Origin of the sequence: Ramlibacter sp. (genome assembly GCF_050250995.1) — a bacterium.
Taxonomy (GTDB): domain Bacteria; phylum Pseudomonadota; class Gammaproteobacteria; order Burkholderiales; family Burkholderiaceae_C; genus Ramlibacter.
In genome coordinates, this window is record NZ_JBFWNP010000023.1 from 45,333 (window position 1) to 65,085 (window position 19,753).

The following is a 19,753-nucleotide window of genomic DNA, read 5'->3' on the forward strand; positions in this document are numbered from 1 at the left end:
AGAACAACGTCATGCCGGTCATCAAGATTCTTCCGCACCCCGAGTACGCACCGCAAGGCGCGCAGATCGAAGCGCCCGCCGGCACCTCGATCTGCGAGGCGCTGCTGGACAACAACATCGCCATCGAGCATGCATGCGACCTGAGTTGCGCCTGCACCACGTGCCATGTGGTCGTGCGTGAAGGATTCGCGTCTCTCAACGAACTCGAGGAAGAGGAAGAGGACCTGCTCGATCGCGCGTGGGGGCTCGAACCGAACTCGCGCCTGTCGTGCCAGGCGATCCTGGCGCAGAAGGACGTGACGATCGAGATTCCGAAGTACACGATCAACCACGCGAAAGAGAAGCACTGACGTCGCGCGTCATTCCCGCGAAGGCGGGAATCCAGTGCTACCGGACCGGACCCCGGCGCTTAGAATTGCGACCATGCGCCAGATCGTCCTCGACACCGAAACCACGGGCCTGTCGGCCGAAGCCGGCGACCGCATCATCGAGATCGGCTGCGTGGAGCTTGTGGCCCGCAAGCTCACCGGCAACAACAAGCATTTCTACCTGAACCCCGAGCGCGACAGCCATGAGGACGCGCTCAAGGTCCACGGCATCAGCAACGAGTTCCTGCGCGACAAGCCCAAGTTCGCGGCCGTCGCCGACGAGCTGATCGAGTATCTCTCGGGCGCCGAGATCATCATTCACAACGCCGCGTTCGACGTCGGTTTCCTGCGCAAGGAGCTGAGCCTGCTGCAGCGTCCGTGCATCACGACGTGCGTGTCGAAGGTGACCGACACGCTGGCGATGGCGAAGGAGATGTTCCCCGGCAAGCGCAACAGCCTCGACGCGCTGTGCGACCGCCTGGGCGTGGACAATTCCACGCGCACGCTGCACGGCGCGCTGCTCGATGCCGAGCTGCTGGCCGACGTCTACATCAACATGACGCGCGGCCAGGACGCGCTGCTGATCGACGTGGCGTCGTCGTCCGAAGCCGTGGGCATCGTCACGCGCGTCGATCTGAGCCAGTTCACGCTGCCGGTGCTGCTGGCGAACGAGCAAGAGGCCGCGGAGCACGAGCAAGTGCTGGCGCAGCTGGACAAGGCGAGCGGCGGCAAGACGCTGTGGCGGCTGGGTGCTGCACAGCCTGTGGCATAATCGTCGCTTCGCCGAAAACGGCGGACCCCGGGTGGTTAGCTCAGCGGTAGAGCACTGCCTTCACACGGCAGGGGTCACAGGTTCAATCCCTGTACCACCCACCAGATTTTTCTTCGAAGACAATGGCTTAGGTTTCGACCTAAGCCTTTGTTCATTTCTTGGTGTCCAAATAGTGTCTAAACACGGCTTGGACGTGATTGGACTGGAAAGTCTTGGATTGAGCCGCACTTCACGCTTGCGGTCGATGTGAGACGGCGCGCTTTCAAGCTCCGCTGCTCGGCTGCATTATTGTCCCGTTGAACGTGACGTGGAGGCGGAGATCTCACCATTCCCAAATCTCGCGGCAGACACGCGCAGCCTGTGACCACCCGGTCCTGACTCGCTGCTAACGCTGACCTGCGCGTCGCGGCTTTGGACTGCTCCCAGTTCGGGACTTGGCATCTGCTCGGATCCTTAAGCGCCATAGAACTGTCACTCCAGCTCTAAATCTACGGATGCGCTGTATGCGTGAAGCCTCATGGCAGGGCTCTGTCGCGGGCTGACGCAGTCGGCATAGCGCACGTCGGATCTAGGCAAGTTCCCAGGACGTGGCTGCATGAGCATGGAGGGGCCGCAAGTCGCGGTGACAACACAACGCGAGCCCCGAACGTGAAATCCTCCAATTTCGCGCCGACAATCATGATCCGGTCGTTGCAGATGCCCGCACGCATCGGCGTGCACGACTGGGAAAGGACCGAACCCCAGCCCGTGGTCGTCGATCTCGACGTAGATGTCGCGCCGCACCGCGCCTGCGAAACGGACCGTCTGGAAGACACCGTCGACTACGCGCGCTTGATCGAACGCCTGCGCGGTGCTGGCATGCAACCGCATACGCTGGCCGAGGCCTTAGGCGAGTCGATGTGCGCTTCGGTCCTAGCCGTCCACGGCGTGCGCCGGGTGCGGCTCACCCTCCTGAAGCTGGCGCCGTTCCCGGGGGCGCTCGTCGGCGTCACGCTCGAACGCGAGGCTACTCCATCAACGGAGTTCACATGACCATCAGCCTCTTTGACATTTTCAAGATCGGCATCGGTCCGTCGAGTTCGCATACCGTCGGCCCGATGCGCGCGGCGCGCATGTTCGCGGCACGGTTGCACGATCGGGGACTCCTTCACGCCACTGCGCGCGTCGAGGCCCAGTTGTACGGCTCGCTCGGAGCCACGGGTCGCGGTCACGGCAGCGATAAGGCCGTTCTGCTGGGATTGCAGGGTGAAGATCCCGAGACCGTCGACGTCGATGCGATCCCCTCGATGCTCGACGCCGTACGCGCAGAGCGCAAGCTGCGTCTCGCAGGCGCCCGGGAGATTTCTTTCGACGAGAAGCGCGACCTCGTCTTTCATCGCCGCAAGGTGCTGGACCTGCACGTGAATGGCATGGAGTTCGCCGCGTTCGACGCCGACGGCGCCGAGCTCGACCGGCGCGACTACTACTCCGTCGGCGGCGGCTTCGTCGTGACGAAGGAAGTCGACACCGCCGGGGTCGGGCATGTCCGCGTGCGCGCCGACGAGAACATGGTGCCGCATCCCTTCGACAGCGCCGAGGACCTGCTGGCATGGACGCGCCGCCTGGGATGCGGCATTGCAGGCGTCATGCGACGCAACGAACTTGCATGGCGCAGCGACGCCGAGATCGACGCCGGCATCCAGCGCATCTGGCGCGTGATGCAGGACTGCGTCGAGCGCGGCTGCGCGACCGAAGGCATCCTGCCCGGCGGCTTCAAGGTGAAGCGCCGAGCGCCGGGGATTCATCGCCAGCTGAAAGTGCGCGTGCATGACGCGATCGCCGATCCGCTGCTGGCGCTGGATTGGGTCAACCTGTTCGCGATGGCAGTGAACGAGGAGAACGCGGCGGGTAGCCGTGTCGTCACCGCGCCTACCAACGGCGCGGCCGGCATCGTCCCCGCGGTCCTGCACTACTACCGCCGCTTCATCCCCGGATCGGACGACGCGGGAGTCGCGGATTTCCTGCTCACCGCGGCGGCGATCGCAGTCCTCTACAAGAAGAACGCCAGCATCTCGGGGGCCGAGGTCGGCTGCCAGGGCGAGGTGGGCGTCGCCTGTTCGATGGCTGCCGGTGCGCTCTGCGAGGTTCTAGGCGGGACGCCGGCGCAGGTCGAGAACGCGGCGGAGATCGGGATGGAGCATCACCTCGGCCTCACCTGCGATCCGGTCGGCGGACTGGTGCAAATCCCCTGCATCGAGCGCAATGCGATCGCATCGGTCAAGGCGATCAATTCGGCGCGGCTGGCGCTGCGCGGCGACGGCACGCACCACGTGAGCCTGGACAAGGTGATCAAGACCATGCGGGAGACCGGCGCGGACATGCTGGCCAAGTACAAGGAGACGGCCCGCGGTGGCCTCGCCGTGAACATCGTCGAATGCTGACGCCGCGCCGGCCGTCGAGCGATGTCGCCATCCGGCAAGGCGAAGCGGATACAGGCAATCCTTGGATCGGTGGCCGGGAACAATCGGATCACGACTGCAAGGGTGAACATGCAAGGGCAGAACTACTCGATCTGGAGCCTGTTGAAGCACGGGCTGCGCAACCACAAGACTTGGGAGCCCGCCTGGCGCCGCGTGCCGCTGCAGGATGCCTACGACGTGGTGATCGTCGGCGGCGGCGGCCACGGCCTCGCGACCGCCTACTACCTGGCGCGCAACCACAGCGCGGGCCGGATCGCCGTGTTGGAGAAGGGCTACCTGGGAGGCGGCAACACGGCGCGCAACACCACGATCGTGCGTTCCAACTACCTGTGGGACGAGGCGGCGCTGCTGTACGAACACAGCATGAAGCTCTGGGAGGGTTTGACGGGCGACCTGAACTTCAACGTCCTGTTCAGCCAGCGCGGCGTGTTCAACCTCGGCCACACGCTGCAGGACATGCGCGACATCGAGCGCCGCGTCAATGCCAACCAGCTGCAGGGCATCGATGCGTTCGTCCTCGATGCGCGCGAGGTCCAGGAAAAGATCCCGCAGCTCGATTGCAGCCGGCGCAGCCGCTACCCCGTCCTGGGTGCAAGCTGGCAGCCGCGCGCGGGTATCGCCCATCACGACGCGGTCGCCCGCGGCTTCGCGCGTGCGGCCAGCCTGCTCGGCGTGGACCTGATCGAGAACTGCGAAGTCACCGGCCTGGACGTCGCCGGCGGTCGCATGCGTGGAATCCAGACCACGCAGGGCTACGTCAAGGCCAGGCGCGTGGGCTGTGTCGCCGCGGGACATTCCTCGGTGCTTGCCGGCATGGCGGGGCTGCGCCTGCCGATCGAGAGCCATCCGCTGCAGGCCTTCGTGAGCGAATCCATGCAGCGCGTGATCGACACGGTGATCATGAGCAACGCGGTTCACGGCTACCTGAGCCAGTCGGACAAGGGTGAACTGGTGATCGGCGCGGGCATCGATACCTACCTCGGCTACGGCCAGCGCGGCAGCCCGCACGTCATCGACCACACGGCGGCAGCGATCATCGAACTGTTCCCGCAATTTTCGCGCGTACGCATGAACCGCCAGTGGGGCGGCATCGTCGACGTATCGCCCGATGCCTGCCCGATCATCGGCAAGACACCGATCGAGGGCCTGTACTTCAACTGCGGCTGGGGAACCGGCGGCTTCAAGGCGACGCCGGGCTCCGGCCACGTTTTCGCCGCCACCATCGCGAACGACGAGCCGCATCCGCTGGCCGCGCCGTTCGCGCTCGACCGCTTCTACAGCGGACATCTGATCGACGAACACGGCGCCGCCGCCGTGGCGCACTGACACCGGGGGCCCCCACATGCTCACACTGCATTGCCCCCACTGCGGGCAGACGCGCGAGGAAGAGGAATTCAGCTACGCGGGCGAAGCGTTCATCCCGCGCCCGGCCGAGTCCGATAGCGTGGATGACCGCGCCTGGGGCGACTACCTGTTCATGCGCCGCAATCCCAAGGGATGGCTCTGGGAGCAGTGGCAGCACACCGCCGCCTGCCGGAAGGTTTTTGCCGTGCGGCGCCATACCGGCACGTATGAAGTCGACCGATGCCTGACGCTGGCTCAGGCCAGGCCGTTGTTCGACATGGAAATCGGAGAGCAAGCATGACGGCCACCCGCATCGACATTCCGGGCGCGCGCATCGACCGCGCCCGCCCGCTCACGTTCACGTTCGACGGCAGGACTTGCCATGGCTTCGCCGGCGACACGCTCGCGTCCGCGCTGCTGGCCAACGGTTGGCAGCGCATCGCGCGCAGCTTCAAGTACGGCCGTCCGCGCGGCATCGTCGCGGCCGGGGCCGAGGAGCCGAACGCGTTGGTGCAGCTGGAAGAGGGCGCGTACACGGTGCCCAACGTCAAGGCGACGCAAGCGGAGCTCTACGCAGGGCTGAAGGCGACCTCGACCTCCGGCTGGCCCTCGCTCGACTTCGACCTGAAGGCGGTGCTCGGCATTGGCTCGCGCTTCATGCCAGCCGGCTTCTACAGCAAGACCTTCAAGTGGCCGCGAAGCTTCTGGCCGGGCTACGAAGCCATGATTCGCAAGTTCGCCGGCTTCGGCAGCGCGCCCACCCAGGCCGACCCCGAGCACTATGACCACCTGCATCACCACGTCGACGTCGTCGTCGTCGGCGCGGGCGCCGCCGGGCTGCTTGCGGCGCTGCAGGCCGGACAGGCGGGCCTGAAGACCATCCTGCTCGATGAGCAGCCCGAGTTCGGCGGCTGGCTGCTGTCCGATCCCGACGCGCGCATCGACGGGCGCGACGCCGCAGCGCACATCCGCTGGGTCGAGGCGGCGCTCGCGCTGCTGCCCAACGTGACCTGCCTGCGGCGCACCACGGCCTTCGGCCTGTACCAGGACAATCTGCTGCTGGCGGTGGAACTGCTGCAGGATCACCTGTCGCCCGCCGCGCGCGACAAGCGCATTCCGCGCCAGAGGCAGCACAAGTTCCGCGCGAGCCACGTCGTACTGGCCACGGGCGCGATCGAGCGCCCGCTGGTGTTCGGCAACAACGACCTGCCCGGCGTGATGACTGTGTCGGCGGGGCAAACGTACCTGCAGCGTTACGGCGTTCTCGTCGGCCAGGACGTGGTGGTCACCGGCACGGGCGACGCGATCTACGACTGTGCGAATGCGCTCGCGAAGGCCGGAGCGAAAGTGGCCGTCGCCGATCCGCGCCCGATGTCGGTGGTGCGCAACCTGCAGTCTGGCGTCGAGGTCTACCAGGGCCACGTGGTGGCGCAGGCGCTCGGCTCGAACGCGGTCCGCGGCGTGCGCCTGGCGCGCATCCACGAAGGCCACGATGCACTTGCGGGTTCGGGCCCCGAGTTGCGTTGCGACGCCGTGCTCAGCTCGGGTGGCCTGTCGCCGACCGTGCACCTGTTCTGCCACGATGGCAGCCGTCCCACGTGGCGCGACGATATCGCCGCCTTCGTCGTGCCCGCGGAAGGCCGGCGCGGCGTCGCGTGCGTGGGTGCCGTGACCGGCGCGTTCGGGATGGAGGCGGCTCTGGAGCAGACGACGCAGGCGATGCGCACGGTCCTGGCCGCGCTGGGCCGCGATCCGTCGCTGCGGGCGCCATCGTGCGCCGATGCGCAACGCCAGGATCCGCGCCACCTGTTCCGCATTCCCGACGGCAAGGACGAGGGGACGGGCGCCAAGGCTTTCATCGACTACCAGAACGACGTGACCGCGGCCGACATCGAACTGTCGATCCGCGAGAACTGGCAGCACATCGAGCACGTGAAGCGCTTCACGGCGATGGGCTTCGGCACCGACCAGGGCAAGCTGTCCAACGTGAACGGCGTGGCGATCACGGCGCGCACGCTCGGCATTCCCGTCGGACAGGTCGGCACGACGACCTACCGTCCCGCATACACGCCGGTGTCGCTGGGCGCGCTGGCGGGCAACATGGGGGGCGCGACCTTCGAGCCGACGCGGCTGACGTCCATCCATCCGAGCCACGCGCGGCGCAATGCGGACCTGGAGCACGTGGGCCAGTGGATGCGTCCGTGGTATTTCCCGAAACCGGGCGAGGACATGCACGCCGCGGTTCGTCGCGAGTGCATGGCCGCGCGCACCGGCGTCGCGATGATGGACGCGTCGACACTGGGCAAGATCCAGATCGACGGCCCCGACGCGCGGGAATTCCTCAACCGCGTCTACACGAATGCGTGGAGCCAGCTCGCGCCAGGCAAGTGCCGATACGGACTGATGCTCGACGAGAACGGCATGGTGATGGACGACGGCGTCACCGCCTGCATCTCCGACAACCAGTTCTACATGACGACCACGACCGGCGGCGCCGCCCGCGTCATGAACTGGCTGGAGCGCTGGCACCAGACCGAATGGCCGGAGCTCAAGGTGTGGATGACGTCCGTCACCGACCACTGGTCGACCGTCGCGATCGTCGGACCCCGATCGCGCGAGGTGCTGGCCCGGCTCACGTCCGACGTCGATTTGTCGCCTGCAGCCTTCCCGTTCATGGACTGGCGCAGCGCCACCGTCGCGGGACTTTCCGCGCGCGTGTTCCGCATCAGTTTCTCCGGCGAACTCGCCTTCGAAGTGAACGTCGAGGCCGGCTACGGCGAAGCACTGTGGGAAGCGGTGATGGAAGCCGGCAAGGATCACGACATCACGCCTTACGGCACCGAGACCATGCACGTGCTGCGCGCGGAGAAGGGTTTCATCATCGTCGGGCAGGACACGGACGGCTCCGTGACGCCGATGGACCTGGGCATGGGCTGGGCGGTCTCGCAGAAGAAGAAGTACGCGTTCCTCGGCAAGCGCTCGCTCGCGCGCAGCAACACTGCGGGCGACGACCGCAAGCAACTGGTCGGCCTGCTGCCCGACGACCCGAACCACGTTCTTGCCGAGGGGGCGCAGGTCGTCGAGGAGCCCGGCCACGCCGCGCCCGCGCCCATGCTGGGCCATGTCACCAGCAGTTATCGCAGTACCGAACTCGGCCGCTCCTTCGCGATGGCCGTGGTACGCGGCGGCGCCGGACGCGAGGGGCAGCGCCTGTACGCCTACGCCCGCGGCAAGGTCACGCCGGTCAAAGTGGTCTCCTCCGTTTTCATCGACCCGAAAGGCGAACGCCACCATGGTTGATCCCCGTTCTTCTTCGCGGCCGAGCCTGGTTTCTCCGCTGCAGCATGTCCGACCGGGCCAGCCCGCCGACGGCGTCTTCGCGATGCAGGCGGCGGAATACCCGAACCTCGGCCACGTCGTCATCCGCGGCAAAGCCGATGACGCCCGCTTCGTGGACGCGGCACAGGCAGCTCTCGGAGGGAACCTGCCCGCCGCGTCGGGAGCGATCGCCGTCTGCCGTGCGGGTGTCGTGCTCTGGCAATCGCCGGACGAGTGGTGGCTGGCGTGTACGCGCGGCGAGCGGGATGCGACCGTCGCCGAGTTGCGCGACGCGCTGAAGGACTGCTTCGCCCAGGTCGTGGACAACAGCGGCGGCTTCACGGCGCTGCATCTGCGCGGCCGCGACTGGTCGCGCGTGCTGCGTCATCTGTCGCCCTTCGATATCGACGGTCTCGGGGTCCGGACTAGCGCGTCGACCGTGATCGGCAAGACCGCTTACACCATCGTGCGCACGGGCGAAGATGCGGTGACGCTGCTGTTCCGCCGAAGCTTCGCCCAGTACGTATGGGATCTCGTCGAACGCGCGTCGCGTCCGTACGGGCTGGCGGCGGTCGAGGCGCAGGCCGTCCCCGACGGCTTGTTCTCCGAACTGCTGCTCGAACGGGTGACTGCCCCTGCGCCAGCGGCGGCTCGCGCCGCCGGCCCCGCGTAGCGAGGATCAGGCAGTCTGCGCCCTCGCGCGCAGCGCGGTCGGCGTCACGCCGAGCGCCTGGCGCACCGTTCGCGAGAAGTGCGCGCCGTTCTGGAACCCGCATTCCAGTCCGATCTCCAGCACGTCGAGGTCGGTGTTCTGCAGCAGCCACTTGGCGCGGTTCATGCGCAGCTTGTGGCGATACTCCGCGGGACTCAGGCCCACGTCCTTCTGGAAGCGGCGCTCTAGCTGCCTGCGCCCGATGCCCAGGGGCTTGCAGATCTCGTCGATCGGCGTCTGCGATTGTAGCTGCTGCTCCAGCAGTAGCATCGCCTTGTGCACGACCGAGTCGTGCGAGCGGTCGGACACGACCTCTTCCGGCTGCAGCATGCGCGAGGGCAGGGGTTGCTCCTCCAGCATAATGCGCAGCGCCTTGACGGCGCTGGCGCGGCCGAGGGCGCGCTCGATCACGTAAGCCGCCAAGTGCACGACGCTGGTGCCGCCCGCACAGGTGAGCCGGTCGCGATCCGACACGAACATTTGGTTGGACGTGACGCGGCAGGTCGGGAACTCGCCGACGAACTCCTCGCGGTGGAACCAGCTCACGCAGGCGAGGTAGCCATCCATCAAGCCGGCTCGAGCCAGGACAAAGGAGCCGGTGCAAAGTCCGACGATGTTCACGTCGCGCGCCGCGGCTTCGCGCAGGAACCTGTAGGTCTTCGCGGGAACGACCTGCCCACCGTGCAGCAGGCCGCCGACGACCACGATGTAGTTGTAGGCCTCCGGCCGCTCCAGCGGCGTGTCGGGCCGCACCGATGCGCCGCAACTCGAAGCGACCGGCATGTCCGTATCGCCCAGGATCTTCCAGGTGCACAGCAATTGCCGGCTGCGGTCGCCTTCGTCCGCGGCCAGCCTCAATGCATCGACGAAGCCGGCGAAGGCCACCAGCGTGAAACGCGACGCCAGCAGGAAGCCGACCCGCAGCCGCGGCTCGCTGCGCGCGCGTGCTTCGATGCGGGACCGGGTGCGGGGGACGTTCATCGTGCGGCGCGAGGAGTGGGTACGGCAACTCTAAGGGGAGCACCCGGAGGGCTCAACGACATTGTCGCTTTTTGGCAAGGATGTGACGGAATCCGCGCAGGATTGCGGCGTGCCGCGTCGCAAGCTGGCAGGCAGTTGTCGCGTCGTGCGCCATGCCATGGCGGCGAAAGCCGCACCATCCCTGCCCATCGATCAAGACAGGAGCGCAGCATGTTCAGCTATGGCACACAGACACTCAAGCAGGTCGATCCCGACCTCTGGACGGTGGTGCAGCAGGAGCACCAGCGCCAGGAACACCACATCGAGCTGATCGCGAGCGAGAACTACACCTCGCCCGCTGTCATGGCGGCCCAGGGCAGCCAGCTCACCAACAAGTACGCCGAGGGCTACCCCGGCCGCCGCTACTACGGCGGCTGCGAGTACGTGGATCTTGCCGAGCAGCTCGCGCTGGACCGAGTGAAGGCGTTGTTCGGGGCCGACACGCATGGATGGGTTGGCAATGTGCAACCGCATTCGGGCGCGCAGGCGAACGAAGCGGTGTTCATGGCTTTCATGAAGCCCGGCGACACGTTCCTCGGGATGAGCCTCGCGGACGGGGGCCATCTGAGCCACGGCATGGCATTCAACATGAGCGGCAAATGGTTCAATGCGGTCAGCTACGGGCTCGATGCCAAGGAAGAGATCGACTACGAGGCAATGGAGCGCAAGGCCCGGGAATGCAGGCCGAAGATCGTCATCGCCGGCGCCTCCGCCTACTCGCTGCGCATCGACTTCGAGCGTTTCGCGCGCGTCGCCCGCGAAGTCGGCGCGATCTTCATGGTGGACATGGCGCACTATGCCGGCCTGATCGCCGCCGGCGTGTACCCCAACCCGATCCCGCACGCCGACGTGGTCACGAGTACGACGCACAAGAGCCTGCGCGGCCCGCGCGGCGGCATCATCCTCGCGCGGCCCGAGCACGAGAAGGCGATCAACAGCGCCGTGTTCCCCGGCCTGCAAGGCGGTCCGTTGATGCACGTGATCGCCGCGAAGGCCGTCGCGTTCAAGGAGGCCCTCGATCCGACGTTCAAGGCCTACCAGCAGCAGGTCGTCGCGAACGCGGCGGCCTTGGCCGACGAGCTGGTCGCGCGGGGTCTGCGCATCGTGAGCGGCCGAACCGAAAGCCACGTGATGCTGGTGGACCTGCGTGCCAAGGGCTGCACCGGCAAGGTGGCCGAGCAGTTGCTGGGACGGGCCGGCATCACCGTGAACAAGAACGCGATCCCCAACGATCCCGAGAAGCCCATGGTCACCAGCGGCATCCGCCTCGGTTCCCCCGCAATGACGACGCGTGGCTTCAAGGAAGCGGAGAGCCGCCTCGTGGCCGGCTTTATCGCCGACCTGCTCGACGCGCCGGACGATGCGGCGGCGCTAGCACGCGTTACACGCGAAGTTGCAATACTGACTCGGGAATTCCCGGTGTACCGCGCGTAGCGTTCGGTCGCTGATCGCGGACTGCAATGATGCTTGGAGCTAGAAGTGTTTGAATCCGCGCGCGGACTGCCCGCGCCTCGGCGCGCGCCATGCGGCGGGACAGTTCATGACGGTGCGTTCAATACGTCGGCTCAAGCTTCACCGTCGAAAGCTCGGACCACAACGCTTTCGTTGCACTCGCCCAGACCGGCCGCAACGACCTTGTCGAAGAGGGATCGCGCCACCGCGCCAAGCGGTACGGCGCTTTGGAGTCGCTGCGCGAGTTCGACGCCATATCGTATGTCCTTCAAACGCCACCGGGCGGAGAAGATGATGTTGTGCTCGTGATCATCGGCAACGATGTTCTTTGCAACGCGTACGACCTGCGGGGCGCTCGCCACCCCATCCGACAGGACGTGCAGGACCTTGTCCATATCGAGCCCGGTAGCGCGCGCCATGGCCAGCGCTTCTGCAGCCCCCGCGATCTGAACAGCGCCCAGCAGGTTCAGTATCAGCTTGAACTGCGTCCCGGCTCCGTGGGCGCCGAAGTGGACGACATCCTTGGCGAACAGAGAGAGCAGAGGTCGCGCTGCCTCAAGGTCGCTTACGTCCGCGCCGACCAGCAGCCGCAGTTCGCCGCGCGCGGCGTTCGCGGGCTGCCCCGTTACCGGACAATCGATCGGTCGCCAACCGTGCTGCCGCGCATTGCGGCTAAACGCATTGACCCAGTCGATCGACAGCGTAGAGCAATCGATGGCCCACGCGCCGGGCTTGGCGCGCGCACCCAGCGCACCCGCTTCGCCGAGCCAGACGGACCGGGCCGCTTCGTCGTCGCCGACCATGGCGATCACTGCATCCGCGTCCGTCGCGGCTTCGCGCGGGCTAGCGGCGACCACGGCACCCAGGTCGCGCAGAGCCAGTGCCTTCGAGCGCGTTCGGTTGTAGATGCTGACTGCATGGCCGGATTCCAGCAACCGCCGCACCATGCCATGGGCCATGTTGCCGGCCCCTAGAAATCCGATGCGCAGTGACATGGGCTCCCTTTCGTCAGTTCGCCAATTCCGTGACCGTTTCGATGCATCGTAGACGCCGCATCGATGTGTGTCTAATAGATTAAAGATTCACCACTGATATCTGAGGATGTATGAACATGAACTTGCGTCACCTCCGGTATTTCATCGCCGTGGCCAGCGAACTCAGCTTCACCCGCGCCGCCGAAACTCTTCATATCGCCCAACCTCCGCTCAGCCAGCAGATCAAGCTGCTCGAAGATGACCTGGGAGTGAAACTGTTTCGGCGAACCAAGCGCCGCGTGGAGCTGACAGAGGCGGGCAGTGCCTTTCTCGTGCATGCAAAACAGATCATGCAGATGACGCACACAGCGGCGCTCGAGGCGCAGCGTGCCGGCCGAGGCGAAGCCGGCCGCATCGCGGTCGGATTTTTCGAACACATGTCCTACTCGCTGCTCCCGCCAATCTACCGAGCCTATCGCAAGCGCTTTCCCGGTGTCGACGTCGAACTGCGCTGGTTCCCCGTTGTCGAGCAGGCCGATGCCCTTCGTCGCGGCGACATTGATGTCGCGTTCATGCGCGAAATTGGCGGGCAGGCCGACATGAGCCATCAGTTGCTGATGCGCGAGCCCCTCGTGCTGGCGCTTCCGGCGTCCCATCCGCTCGCGGCGAAGCAACGATTGTCGGTAAAGGACTGCGCCCAGGAGCGGTTCGTCATGTTCGTGCCGCACATGGCGCCTGACCTTCACGCGGCCATCAGCCGGATGTTCGCTGTCGCCAAAGTTGCGCCGAAGGTCGCGGTCGAAGTGGTTCAGATCTCGACTTGTTTGGGCCTCGTCAGCTTCGGTGCCGGTCTCGCACTTGTGCCTTCGACCGTGCAGCGTATGGCAATGCAGGATGTCGTCTATCGCCCCATCGGCGGATCGCGGCCGCCAACCATCAACGTTTTGCTTGGATGGCAACAGCGCAAGGAATCGCTGCTCCTGACCAGCTTCGTCGAAACGGCCATGCAAGTCGTAAGGCAGTTGGTGAAGTGATCGATATCGGAATCAGATAAATGACGCCAGAACAATATATTGGACGGCCCTTTCTCGCCCTCCTATTCTCAGCCGCAAGAACAGAGTGCAAGGCGACGCAGCAGTCATGCGCGCACCCAACTTCAGGAGATTCCATGCATCCGAAATCGCTTCTTTTGGCCGATCGCCGCCGGGCCGTCAAGGCCGTCGCCGCGACAGTTGCGGGCCTCGGCCTGTTCTCCGCGCCTTCGCATGCGCAGGCTTTCCCCACCCGTTCTGTCCGCATCGTGGTTCCCTATCAGCCTGGAGGCAACTCGGACGTCGTAGGCAGGCGCTTGGCCGATGCCCTGTCGCGCCAATGGAACCAGCCGGTGGTCGTGGAGAATATCGCGGGGGCGTCGGGGAATGTTGGCGCGCAGGCGGTCGCGCGGGCGGAGCCCGATGGCCACACACTACTATTCTTCGCGCACGCCATTCTCACGTTGAATCCGTGGCTGATTCCTGGAGCCGGACTCAATGCGGAAAAGGACCTTGCGCCGGTCGCTCGCGTGTACGACACCGTGAACCTTTTGATGGTCAGCAACAAAAGCGGCTTCCGTTCGGTGAAAGACCTGGTCGCTTACGCCAAGGCCAAACCTGGCGTGCTGAATTTCGGATCCGGCGGACCTGGCGCCACCTCGCACCTGGCATTGGAAGCATTCTGTTCGGCGGCAGGCATCCAGGCGGTGCATGTCCCGTACAAGGGCGCGGGCCCCGCTGCACTCGCGTTGATCAGTGGCGAGATCGATGCGGCATTCGAAGCCATTCCCACGGCACTGCCGCGAATAAAGGCCCATCAGGCCCGTGCGGTCGCGACGGGCGGGGCGTCTCGCACCCCTCTGCTGCCCGACGTTCCTACCTTCGCGGACGAGGGCTTCCCCGGCTTCAACAGCATTCTCGTTGGCGGCGTCGCAACATCCTCGCGCACGCCCCGCGCCGTTCAGCAGGCAATTCACCGGGACATCGCTCAGATCATCAATCGGCCCGAGTTCCTGAAGTTCTTCGCCGACGGGGGCTCGGACGTTGGCACGGGTTCGCTCGAAGAGTTTGAGAAATGGCTGGCCGCGGATCGCGCGGCCTGGGGCAAGTTGATTCGCGAACGCAGCATCAAGATTTGAGCCGCCCGGGACCGACGGGCGGTTCTATCTCGAGTCGCCCGGCTGCGCCGGTCGGATGTCGAAGCCTACGTATCCCGCATCCGCGATTTCCTGGCACTCCCGCCGATAGACCCCGATTTTTGCGACGTAGGGCATGAACACGCGCGGCTTGCCGGGAATGTTGGCGCCGAGGAACCAGGAGTTCGCCATCGGGTAGAGGGTCCGTTCGGCCGCGGCATTCACGTGCTGGACCCAGCGGTCCTCCGCATCGCGCGTCGCTTCGATCGTGGTATGTCCGTGCCTGCGCAACCAGCCTATGCATTCGGCAATCCACTCTACGTGGTGCTCGATTCCGACGATCACATTGACAAGCACCGAGGGGCTGCCCGGCCCGGTGATCACGAACAGGTTCGGAAAACCCGCGGTCATGAGGCCGAGGTAGGTGCGAGGGCCGTCGGCCCATTTGCGACGCAACTGCAGCCCACCGCGACCGCGCACGTCGATCGCAAGCAGCGCGCCTGTGAGCGCGTCGTAACCCGTCGCGCAAACGAGCGCGTCGAGTTCGTGCCAACTTTCTCCCACTTGCACGCCCGTTGGTCCGACGTGGGTGATCGGCGTCTTCTTCAGGTCCACGAGAGCGACGTTGTCCCGGTTGAATGTTTCGTAGTACCCGATGTCCACGCACACCCGCTTGGTACCCAGAGGATGGTCCTTGGGGGTCAACGAATCGGCCGTCTCGGGGTCTTTCACGATTTCGCGGATCTTGCTGCGCACGAATTCGGCTATGGTGTCGTTTGACGCTTTGTCGCGCATCAGATCGTTGTACGCGTGGACGATGTTCACGCCGCCACGTTGCCAGCGCCGCTCGTACTCACGCAGGCGGTCCGCGTCGCTCACCTCGCGGGCCGACTTGTCACTGAATTCATAGACCGTGCCCACCTCCCGGGCCAGCGCGCGGTACTCCCGGTACTTGGCCTTAAAGGCGCGTTCGGCCTCCGGTTCGAGCGGCGCGTTCTTCGCGGGAACCGAATAGTTGGCGGTGCGCTGGAACACAACGAGCCGTTCGGCTTGCCGGGCAATCTGCGGGATCGCCTGGATGCCGGACGAGCCGGTGCCGATTACGCCTACCCTCGAGCCAGTGAAGTCGACGCTTTCGTGCGGCCACGCACCGGTGTGATAGATGCGTCCTTCGAAGCTCTCCATGCCTGGAATGTCCGGCAGACGCGGCATCGAGAGTGCTCCGGTCGCCATCACCAGGTAACGACAGGTTGCGCGATCGCCCGACTCAGTCTCCACTTCCCAACGCTGGCGCGACTCGCTGTACGAGGCCTGCTTGACGCGAGAGCGAAAGCAAATATCGCGGCGCAGGTCGAAGCGATGGGCAACGTGTTCGATGTACCTAAGGATTTCCGGCTGGGCCGCGTACCTCTCGGTCCAGACCCACTCCTGTTCGAGATCGTTGTCGAACGAATAGGAGTACTGCAGGCTCTCGACATCGCAGCGCGCTCCTGGATATCGGTTCCAGTACCAGACGCCGCCCACATCGTCGGCGGCCTCATACACGCGCACGGACAGCCCCATGCTGCGGGCGGTATGCAGCATGTGCAATCCCGCGAAGCCGGCGCCGATGGTTATGACGTCGAAGTGGGGGGCCGCGCTGCGGGGTTCGAACTGCATCTCATCTCCTGCCGGGCGCGAAGAGGCTCCGGTTGCGGCGCATGGTAGATGCGGTGGCGATGAGTGTCCAATATATTGAGAAACCCCAACTCATATCGCTGAAATATGATTTCGATGCCCGGGCCGTGGATTGATGATCGATATCCAGAAGTGGCTAAAAGCCGCCGTAATAATATATTGGACGGCACCTTAAGCCTCTCCTATTCTCCGCCGCAAGAACACATTTGCTAGGAGACTGCATGAGCATGGAAATCGTCTCTGTGGCGCGGCCGCGCGATGGGGTCGCGCACCTCGCGCTCAATCGCAGCAGCGCTCGCAATGCGCTCAGTGGCGCACTGATTGCCCAACTCGGCGAATGCGTCGCGGAAGCCGTAAGAGACCCGGCCGTGCGCTGCATCGTCATGACCGGCGACGGTAGGACCTTCTCCGCCGGCGCCGACATCAAGGAAATGTCCGCGAACGGCATGGACGCGCTCGAAGTGCCAGAGCGGGCCGTCGGCTGGTCGACGATCGAGAACTGCCCCAAGCCGCTGATCGCAGCCGTGCGCGGATATGCATTTGGCGGCGGCAACGAACTGGCGATGCTTGCCGACTTCATTCTCGCTGCGGATGATGCGCGTTTTGGACAGCCAGAAATCAACATCGGCATATTTCCTGGCGACGGCGCGACCCAGCGATTGACCCGTCTGGTTGGCCGTGGACTGGCGATGCAGATGATCCTGAGTGGCCAGCCCATCGATGCCCACGCCGCGCTGCGCGCGGGGCTCGTCACGGAAATTCACCCTGCGGAGCAACTCTACGAAAGGGCGTTCGACATTGCCCAGGTGATCGCTTCCAAGCCGCCAGTGTCCCTTCGCCTTGCCAAGGATGCCGTCAGGGCGGTGGACGCCATGCCGCTCTCGGCCGGCCTTGTGTACGAGCGGCGCCTGCTCGCATTCGCCTTTACGACTAAGGATCAGAAGGAAGGCATGCGCGCCTTCATCGAGAAGCGCGAGCCCATGTTCGACGGCCGTTGAGCGGCGCGGCACTCATTTACCAGCTACGGGATACAGATGGAACTTCTCAAGGGAATCCGGGTTGCGAGCTTCAACCATTTCTTGTTCGGTCCGGTCGGCATGCAGATCCTTGGCGATCTTGGTGCCGACGTGATCGCGGTCGAGCCGCCCGACGGCGCGTTCCAGCGCAAATGGGGGGGCGTCGGCTCCAAGAGCATCGATGGGCAGACGATGCTTTTCCTGCTCGGCAACCGCAACAAGCGAAGCATTGCAATCGACCTCAAGTCGTCAGACGGCCTGGAGATCGCACGTCGACTGACCGCCGAAGTCGACGTCGTTTGCGAGAACTATCGCCCCGGTGTCATGGACAAGTTTGGGCTGGGCTACGAGTCGGTCGCGATGGTCAACCCGTCCGTCATCTACGCATCGGCGTCGGGCTTTGGCGCAAGCGGCCCTTACGTGGAGCGCCCCGGGCAGGACCTTCTGGTGCAGGCGATGTCGGGCTTGGCCGCCATCACGGGCGGCGGCGGCCTCGGCCCGCGACCCGTGGGGGTGTCGATCGTCGACCATCACGCCGCGAGCCTGCTGGCGATGGGCGTGCTGGCCGCGCTCTTTCGTCGAGCGAAGACAGGGGCGGGTTGCAAGGTCGATGTGAACTTGCTTTCAGCCGCCATCGATTTGCAGCAGGAATCCTTCACCTGCTATCTGAACGGGGAAAGGCCGGCGTCCGTGTCGCCCTCGCGCTACAGCGGCGGTTGGTATTTCGAGGCGCCTTACGGGATTTACGCCACCGCCGACGCGCACATCGCAATTTCTCTGACCAAGCTCGAGACTCTGGCCGCCGCGCTGCAGGTCCCCGAGCTGGCCCGGTTCAAGGAGGCCGATGCCTACGAGAAGCGAGAGCAGATCATCCCGCTGGTCGCGAGCGCGGTTGCGAGCCGATCGCTCGCTTCATGCATCGAAGTCCTCCAGGCTCACGACATCTGGCACACCGCCGTCAACGACTACGAAGCGGTGCGCAACGATCCGCAGGTGCGGCACAACGGCACCTTCGTGACGCAGGCCGGCGCCACCGGTGCGCCCGTGACACTCGTGGCGCACCCGATCAAGTACGACGGCCAATCGCCGGCGGTGCGGGTGCCGCCACAGCCGATCGGCGCGCAGAGCACCGCCATCCTTTTGGAGCTCGGCTACGACGCAGCCCGCATCGAAGACCTCAAGGCGCGAGGCGTCGTCATCGAAGCGGGATACCTCCCCGCGACGGTTCCGGCCTGACGTGGCCGCAGTTTTCCAGGACACGACAACATGCTACTCACATCGTTCCGCGGGCGAATCGTGCCTGTATCCACAATCGAGATGACCGCCGCTGAAGGAGGTCGTGCATGAATGGCCCCGCCAAGACATTGCACAGCGCGCTGGAGGACATGCTGGAGCGAATCGCTCGGACGCGTGCAATGGACCTGAGCGGTTTCCCGCACTATGCGGAGCCTCGCACCGGCGAGTGGACGGTCATGCCCGACGCATTCTGGACGGGCGGCTTCTGGGTGGGCGAGCTCTGGCAGGCTGCGGCGCTTACCGGCGATGCAGCCACACTCGAGGCAGCTCGCAGCTGGTCGCAGCGTCTGAACCCTCGTGTCGATTCCGATACAGTCTTTCGCGCCTTTCTTTTCTACTACGGCGCGGCGCGCGGCAGCGACTTGCATGCGGACGCCGCAGCACGAGTGTTGGCGGTGCGTGCCGCGTACTCGCTCGCGAAGGATTTCGACCCCGCGGCGGGTCTGATTCCCCTCGGCCGAGCGGCCGAAGAGGCGCATACCGTGGGTGACGACGAGTCGAACATCGATGGCATGATCGCCGCGACGCTGCTGTATTGGGCGTCCCGCGCGACAGGCGATGGCAGCTTGGCCGACGTGGCCCGCAAGCACGCTCTGCGGAACGCCGAACTGTGCGTGCAGGATGATGGCTCCGTGATCCAATCCGCGAGCTTCGATCGCGCGACGAGGCAGGTGACGCGGCGCTATACCCATAAGGGCTATGCCGACAGCTCGATCTGGACGCGGGCGCAGGCGTGGGCGATGCTGGGCTATAGCCACTGTCTGGCATACGATCCCGGCAACGAAAAGCTGCGATCCTTGGCCCTCCAAGTTTCGGACTGGTGGATAGCGCACCTTCCAGCCGACGGTGTCGCATTCTGGGATTTCACGGCGCCGGCTGAATCCGCGCCGTGGAAGGACACGTCCGGCACCGCAATCGGCTCCGCCGCATTGCTGCACCTGGCACCGGTATGCGGCGACGCGAAACGCGCTCAGATGTACAACGAAACGGCGCGACGCTCGATCGCCGCGATGGCGCAGGACTATCTCACCCCGACGTCTTCGACCGACGAGCGGCCGCGCGGCATTCTCACGGCCGGCTGTTTCGACCCGCGCAATTCGGTGGCCGTCTCCAATGAACTGATCTGGGGTGACTACTTCATGCTGGAGTGCCTCGCAAGCCTCACGGCAAGGGCCTGA

General features: G+C 65.2%; 17 protein-coding genes and 1 tRNA gene. 15 read left to right on the forward strand and 3 right to left on the reverse strand.

Translation table 11 applies throughout. The features are described from left to right. Positions 1-11 precede the first annotated feature (11 nt). The 9 genes from fdx to AB7E83_RS15795 all read left to right on the forward strand — a co-directional run bounded on the left by fdx (position 12) and on the right by AB7E83_RS15795 (position 8,934). Positions 12-350 (forward strand): ISC system 2Fe-2S type ferredoxin, encoded by a 339-nt coding sequence (gene fdx / locus AB7E83_RS15755; RefSeq protein ID WP_428571070.1) that lies wholly within the window; start codon positions 12-14, stop codon positions 348-350. Between the two features lie 73 nt (positions 351-423). Next, a complete protein-coding gene (dnaQ, locus tag AB7E83_RS15760) occupies positions 424-1,140 on the forward strand; it encodes a DNA polymerase III subunit epsilon (protein ID WP_428571072.1) in 717 nt (238 codons plus the stop codon). 29 nt (positions 1,141-1,169) lie between these two features. Then, positions 1,170-1,244 (forward strand) — tRNA-Val (locus AB7E83_RS15765). A gap of 544 nt (positions 1,245-1,788) precedes the next feature. Then, positions 1,789-2,172, forward strand: coding sequence for a dihydroneopterin aldolase (locus AB7E83_RS15770; protein ID WP_428571074.1), 384 nt, complete (start codon positions 1,789-1,791; stop codon positions 2,170-2,172). After that, a complete protein-coding gene (locus tag AB7E83_RS15775) occupies positions 2,169-3,560 on the forward strand; it encodes an L-serine ammonia-lyase (protein WP_428571076.1) in 1,392 nt (463 codons plus the stop codon). Before AB7E83_RS15770 ends, AB7E83_RS15775 begins: the two co-directional genes overlap by 4 nt. 108 nt (positions 3,561-3,668) lie before the next feature. Then, a complete protein-coding gene (locus AB7E83_RS15780) occupies positions 3,669-4,925 on the forward strand; it encodes a sarcosine oxidase subunit beta family protein (RefSeq protein WP_428571077.1) in 1,257 nt (418 codons plus the stop codon). 16 nt (positions 4,926-4,941) lie between these two features. After that, positions 4,942-5,244, forward strand: coding sequence for a sarcosine oxidase subunit delta (locus AB7E83_RS15785; RefSeq protein WP_428571079.1), 303 nt, complete (start codon positions 4,942-4,944; stop codon positions 5,242-5,244). After that, positions 5,241-8,243, forward strand: a complete 3,003-nt coding sequence (locus AB7E83_RS15790) for a sarcosine oxidase subunit alpha family protein (protein ID WP_428571081.1) — start codon at positions 5,241-5,243, stop codon at positions 8,241-8,243. Before AB7E83_RS15785 ends, AB7E83_RS15790 begins: the two co-directional genes overlap by 4 nt. Before the next feature lie 82 nt (positions 8,244-8,325). After that, positions 8,326-8,934 carry a sarcosine oxidase subunit gamma gene (locus AB7E83_RS15795; protein WP_428571083.1) on the forward strand — a complete coding sequence of 203 codons (609 nt, stop codon included), beginning with the start codon at positions 8,326-8,328 and terminating at the stop codon, positions 8,932-8,934. Between the two features lie 6 nt (positions 8,935-8,940). Here AB7E83_RS15795 and AB7E83_RS15800 read toward each other — a convergent pair whose 3' ends face one another. Further along, entirely contained in the window at positions 8,941-9,954 is a 1,014-nt protein-coding gene (locus tag AB7E83_RS15800) for a GlxA family transcriptional regulator (RefSeq protein WP_428571085.1), read from the reverse strand. 210 nt (positions 9,955-10,164) lie between these two features. On the opposite strand from AB7E83_RS15800, the gene glyA reads away from it, so the two are divergent. After that, complete coding sequence (gene glyA, locus AB7E83_RS15805; RefSeq protein WP_428571086.1) at positions 10,165-11,427, forward strand: serine hydroxymethyltransferase; 1,263 nt, start codon at positions 10,165-10,167, stop codon at positions 11,425-11,427. A gap of 131 nt (positions 11,428-11,558) precedes the next feature. Here glyA and AB7E83_RS15810 read toward each other — a convergent pair whose 3' ends face one another. Next, positions 11,559-12,440 carry an NAD(P)-dependent oxidoreductase gene (locus AB7E83_RS15810; protein WP_428571087.1) on the reverse strand — a complete coding sequence of 294 codons (882 nt, stop codon included), beginning with the start codon at positions 12,438-12,440 and terminating at the stop codon, positions 11,559-11,561. 116 nt (positions 12,441-12,556) lie between these two features. Between AB7E83_RS15810 and AB7E83_RS15815 the strand changes: the two genes are divergently transcribed. Continuing rightward, entirely contained in the window at positions 12,557-13,453 is an 897-nt protein-coding gene (locus tag AB7E83_RS15815; RefSeq protein WP_428571089.1) for a LysR substrate-binding domain-containing protein, read from the forward strand. Between the two features lie 134 nt (positions 13,454-13,587). Beyond that, on the forward strand, positions 13,588-14,589 hold the full coding sequence (locus tag AB7E83_RS15820; protein WP_428571091.1) for a Bug family tripartite tricarboxylate transporter substrate binding protein: 1,002 nt from the start codon (positions 13,588-13,590) through the stop codon (positions 14,587-14,589). A 24-nt stretch (positions 14,590-14,613) separates the two neighbouring features. Here the strand turns inward: AB7E83_RS15820 and AB7E83_RS15825 are convergent, their stop codons facing one another. After that, positions 14,614-16,245: a flavin-containing monooxygenase gene (locus AB7E83_RS15825; protein ID WP_428571093.1), complete on the reverse strand. Its 1,632-nt coding sequence runs from the start codon at positions 16,243-16,245 to the stop codon at positions 14,614-14,616. A 239-nt stretch (positions 16,246-16,484) separates the two neighbouring features. On the opposite strand from AB7E83_RS15825, the gene AB7E83_RS15830 reads away from it, so the two are divergent. From AB7E83_RS15830 to AB7E83_RS15840, 3 genes are all read left to right on the forward strand, one after another. Next, complete coding sequence (locus tag AB7E83_RS15830; RefSeq protein ID WP_428571095.1) at positions 16,485-17,261, forward strand: enoyl-CoA hydratase/isomerase family protein; 777 nt, start codon at positions 16,485-16,487, stop codon at positions 17,259-17,261. A 36-nt stretch (positions 17,262-17,297) separates the two neighbouring features. Further along, a complete protein-coding gene (locus tag AB7E83_RS15835) occupies positions 17,298-18,515 on the forward strand; it encodes a CaiB/BaiF CoA transferase family protein (protein ID WP_428571096.1) in 1,218 nt (405 codons plus the stop codon). Between the two features lie 107 nt (positions 18,516-18,622). After that, on the forward strand, positions 18,623-19,753 hold the full coding sequence (locus AB7E83_RS15840) for a glycosyl hydrolase (RefSeq protein ID WP_428571098.1): 1,131 nt from the start codon (positions 18,623-18,625) through the stop codon (positions 19,751-19,753).

Bases quoted from the DNA above. Each gene is read 5' to 3' on its own strand.
- glyA (WP_428571086.1), top strand. From the start codon at position 10,165: ATGTTCAGCTATGGCACACAGACACTCAAGCAGGTCGATCCCGACCTC.
- AB7E83_RS15790 (WP_428571081.1), top strand. From the start codon at position 5,241: ATGACGGCCACCCGCATCGACATTCCGGGCGCGCGCATCGACCGCGCC.
- AB7E83_RS15840 (WP_428571098.1), top strand. From the start codon at position 18,623: ATGAATGGCCCCGCCAAGACATTGCACAGCGCGCTGGAGGACATGCTG.
- AB7E83_RS15815 (WP_428571089.1), top strand. From the start codon at position 12,557: ATGAACTTGCGTCACCTCCGGTATTTCATCGCCGTGGCCAGCGAACTC.
- AB7E83_RS15810 (WP_428571087.1), bottom strand. From the start codon at position 12,440: ATGTCACTGCGCATCGGATTTCTAGGGGCCGGCAACATGGCCCATGGC.
- AB7E83_RS15830 (WP_428571095.1), top strand. From the start codon at position 16,485: ATGAGCATGGAAATCGTCTCTGTGGCGCGGCCGCGCGATGGGGTCGCG.
- AB7E83_RS15825 (WP_428571093.1), bottom strand. From the start codon at position 16,245: ATGCAGTTCGAACCCCGCAGCGCGGCCCCCCACTTCGACGTCATAACC.
- AB7E83_RS15835 (WP_428571096.1), top strand. From the start codon at position 17,298: ATGGAACTTCTCAAGGGAATCCGGGTTGCGAGCTTCAACCATTTCTTG.
- AB7E83_RS15780 (WP_428571077.1), top strand. From the start codon at position 3,669: ATGCAAGGGCAGAACTACTCGATCTGGAGCCTGTTGAAGCACGGGCTG.
- fdx (WP_428571070.1), top strand. From the start codon at position 12: ATGCCGGTCATCAAGATTCTTCCGCACCCCGAGTACGCACCGCAAGGC.
- dnaQ (WP_428571072.1), top strand. From the start codon at position 424: ATGCGCCAGATCGTCCTCGACACCGAAACCACGGGCCTGTCGGCCGAA.
- AB7E83_RS15800 (WP_428571085.1), bottom strand. From the start codon at position 9,954: ATGAACGTCCCCCGCACCCGGTCCCGCATCGAAGCACGCGCGCGCAGC.
- AB7E83_RS15775 (WP_428571076.1), top strand. From the start codon at position 2,169: ATGACCATCAGCCTCTTTGACATTTTCAAGATCGGCATCGGTCCGTCG.
- AB7E83_RS15795 (WP_428571083.1), top strand. From the start codon at position 8,326: ATGCAGGCGGCGGAATACCCGAACCTCGGCCACGTCGTCATCCGCGGC.
- AB7E83_RS15820 (WP_428571091.1), top strand. From the start codon at position 13,588: ATGCATCCGAAATCGCTTCTTTTGGCCGATCGCCGCCGGGCCGTCAAG.
- AB7E83_RS15785 (WP_428571079.1), top strand. From the start codon at position 4,942: ATGCTCACACTGCATTGCCCCCACTGCGGGCAGACGCGCGAGGAAGAG.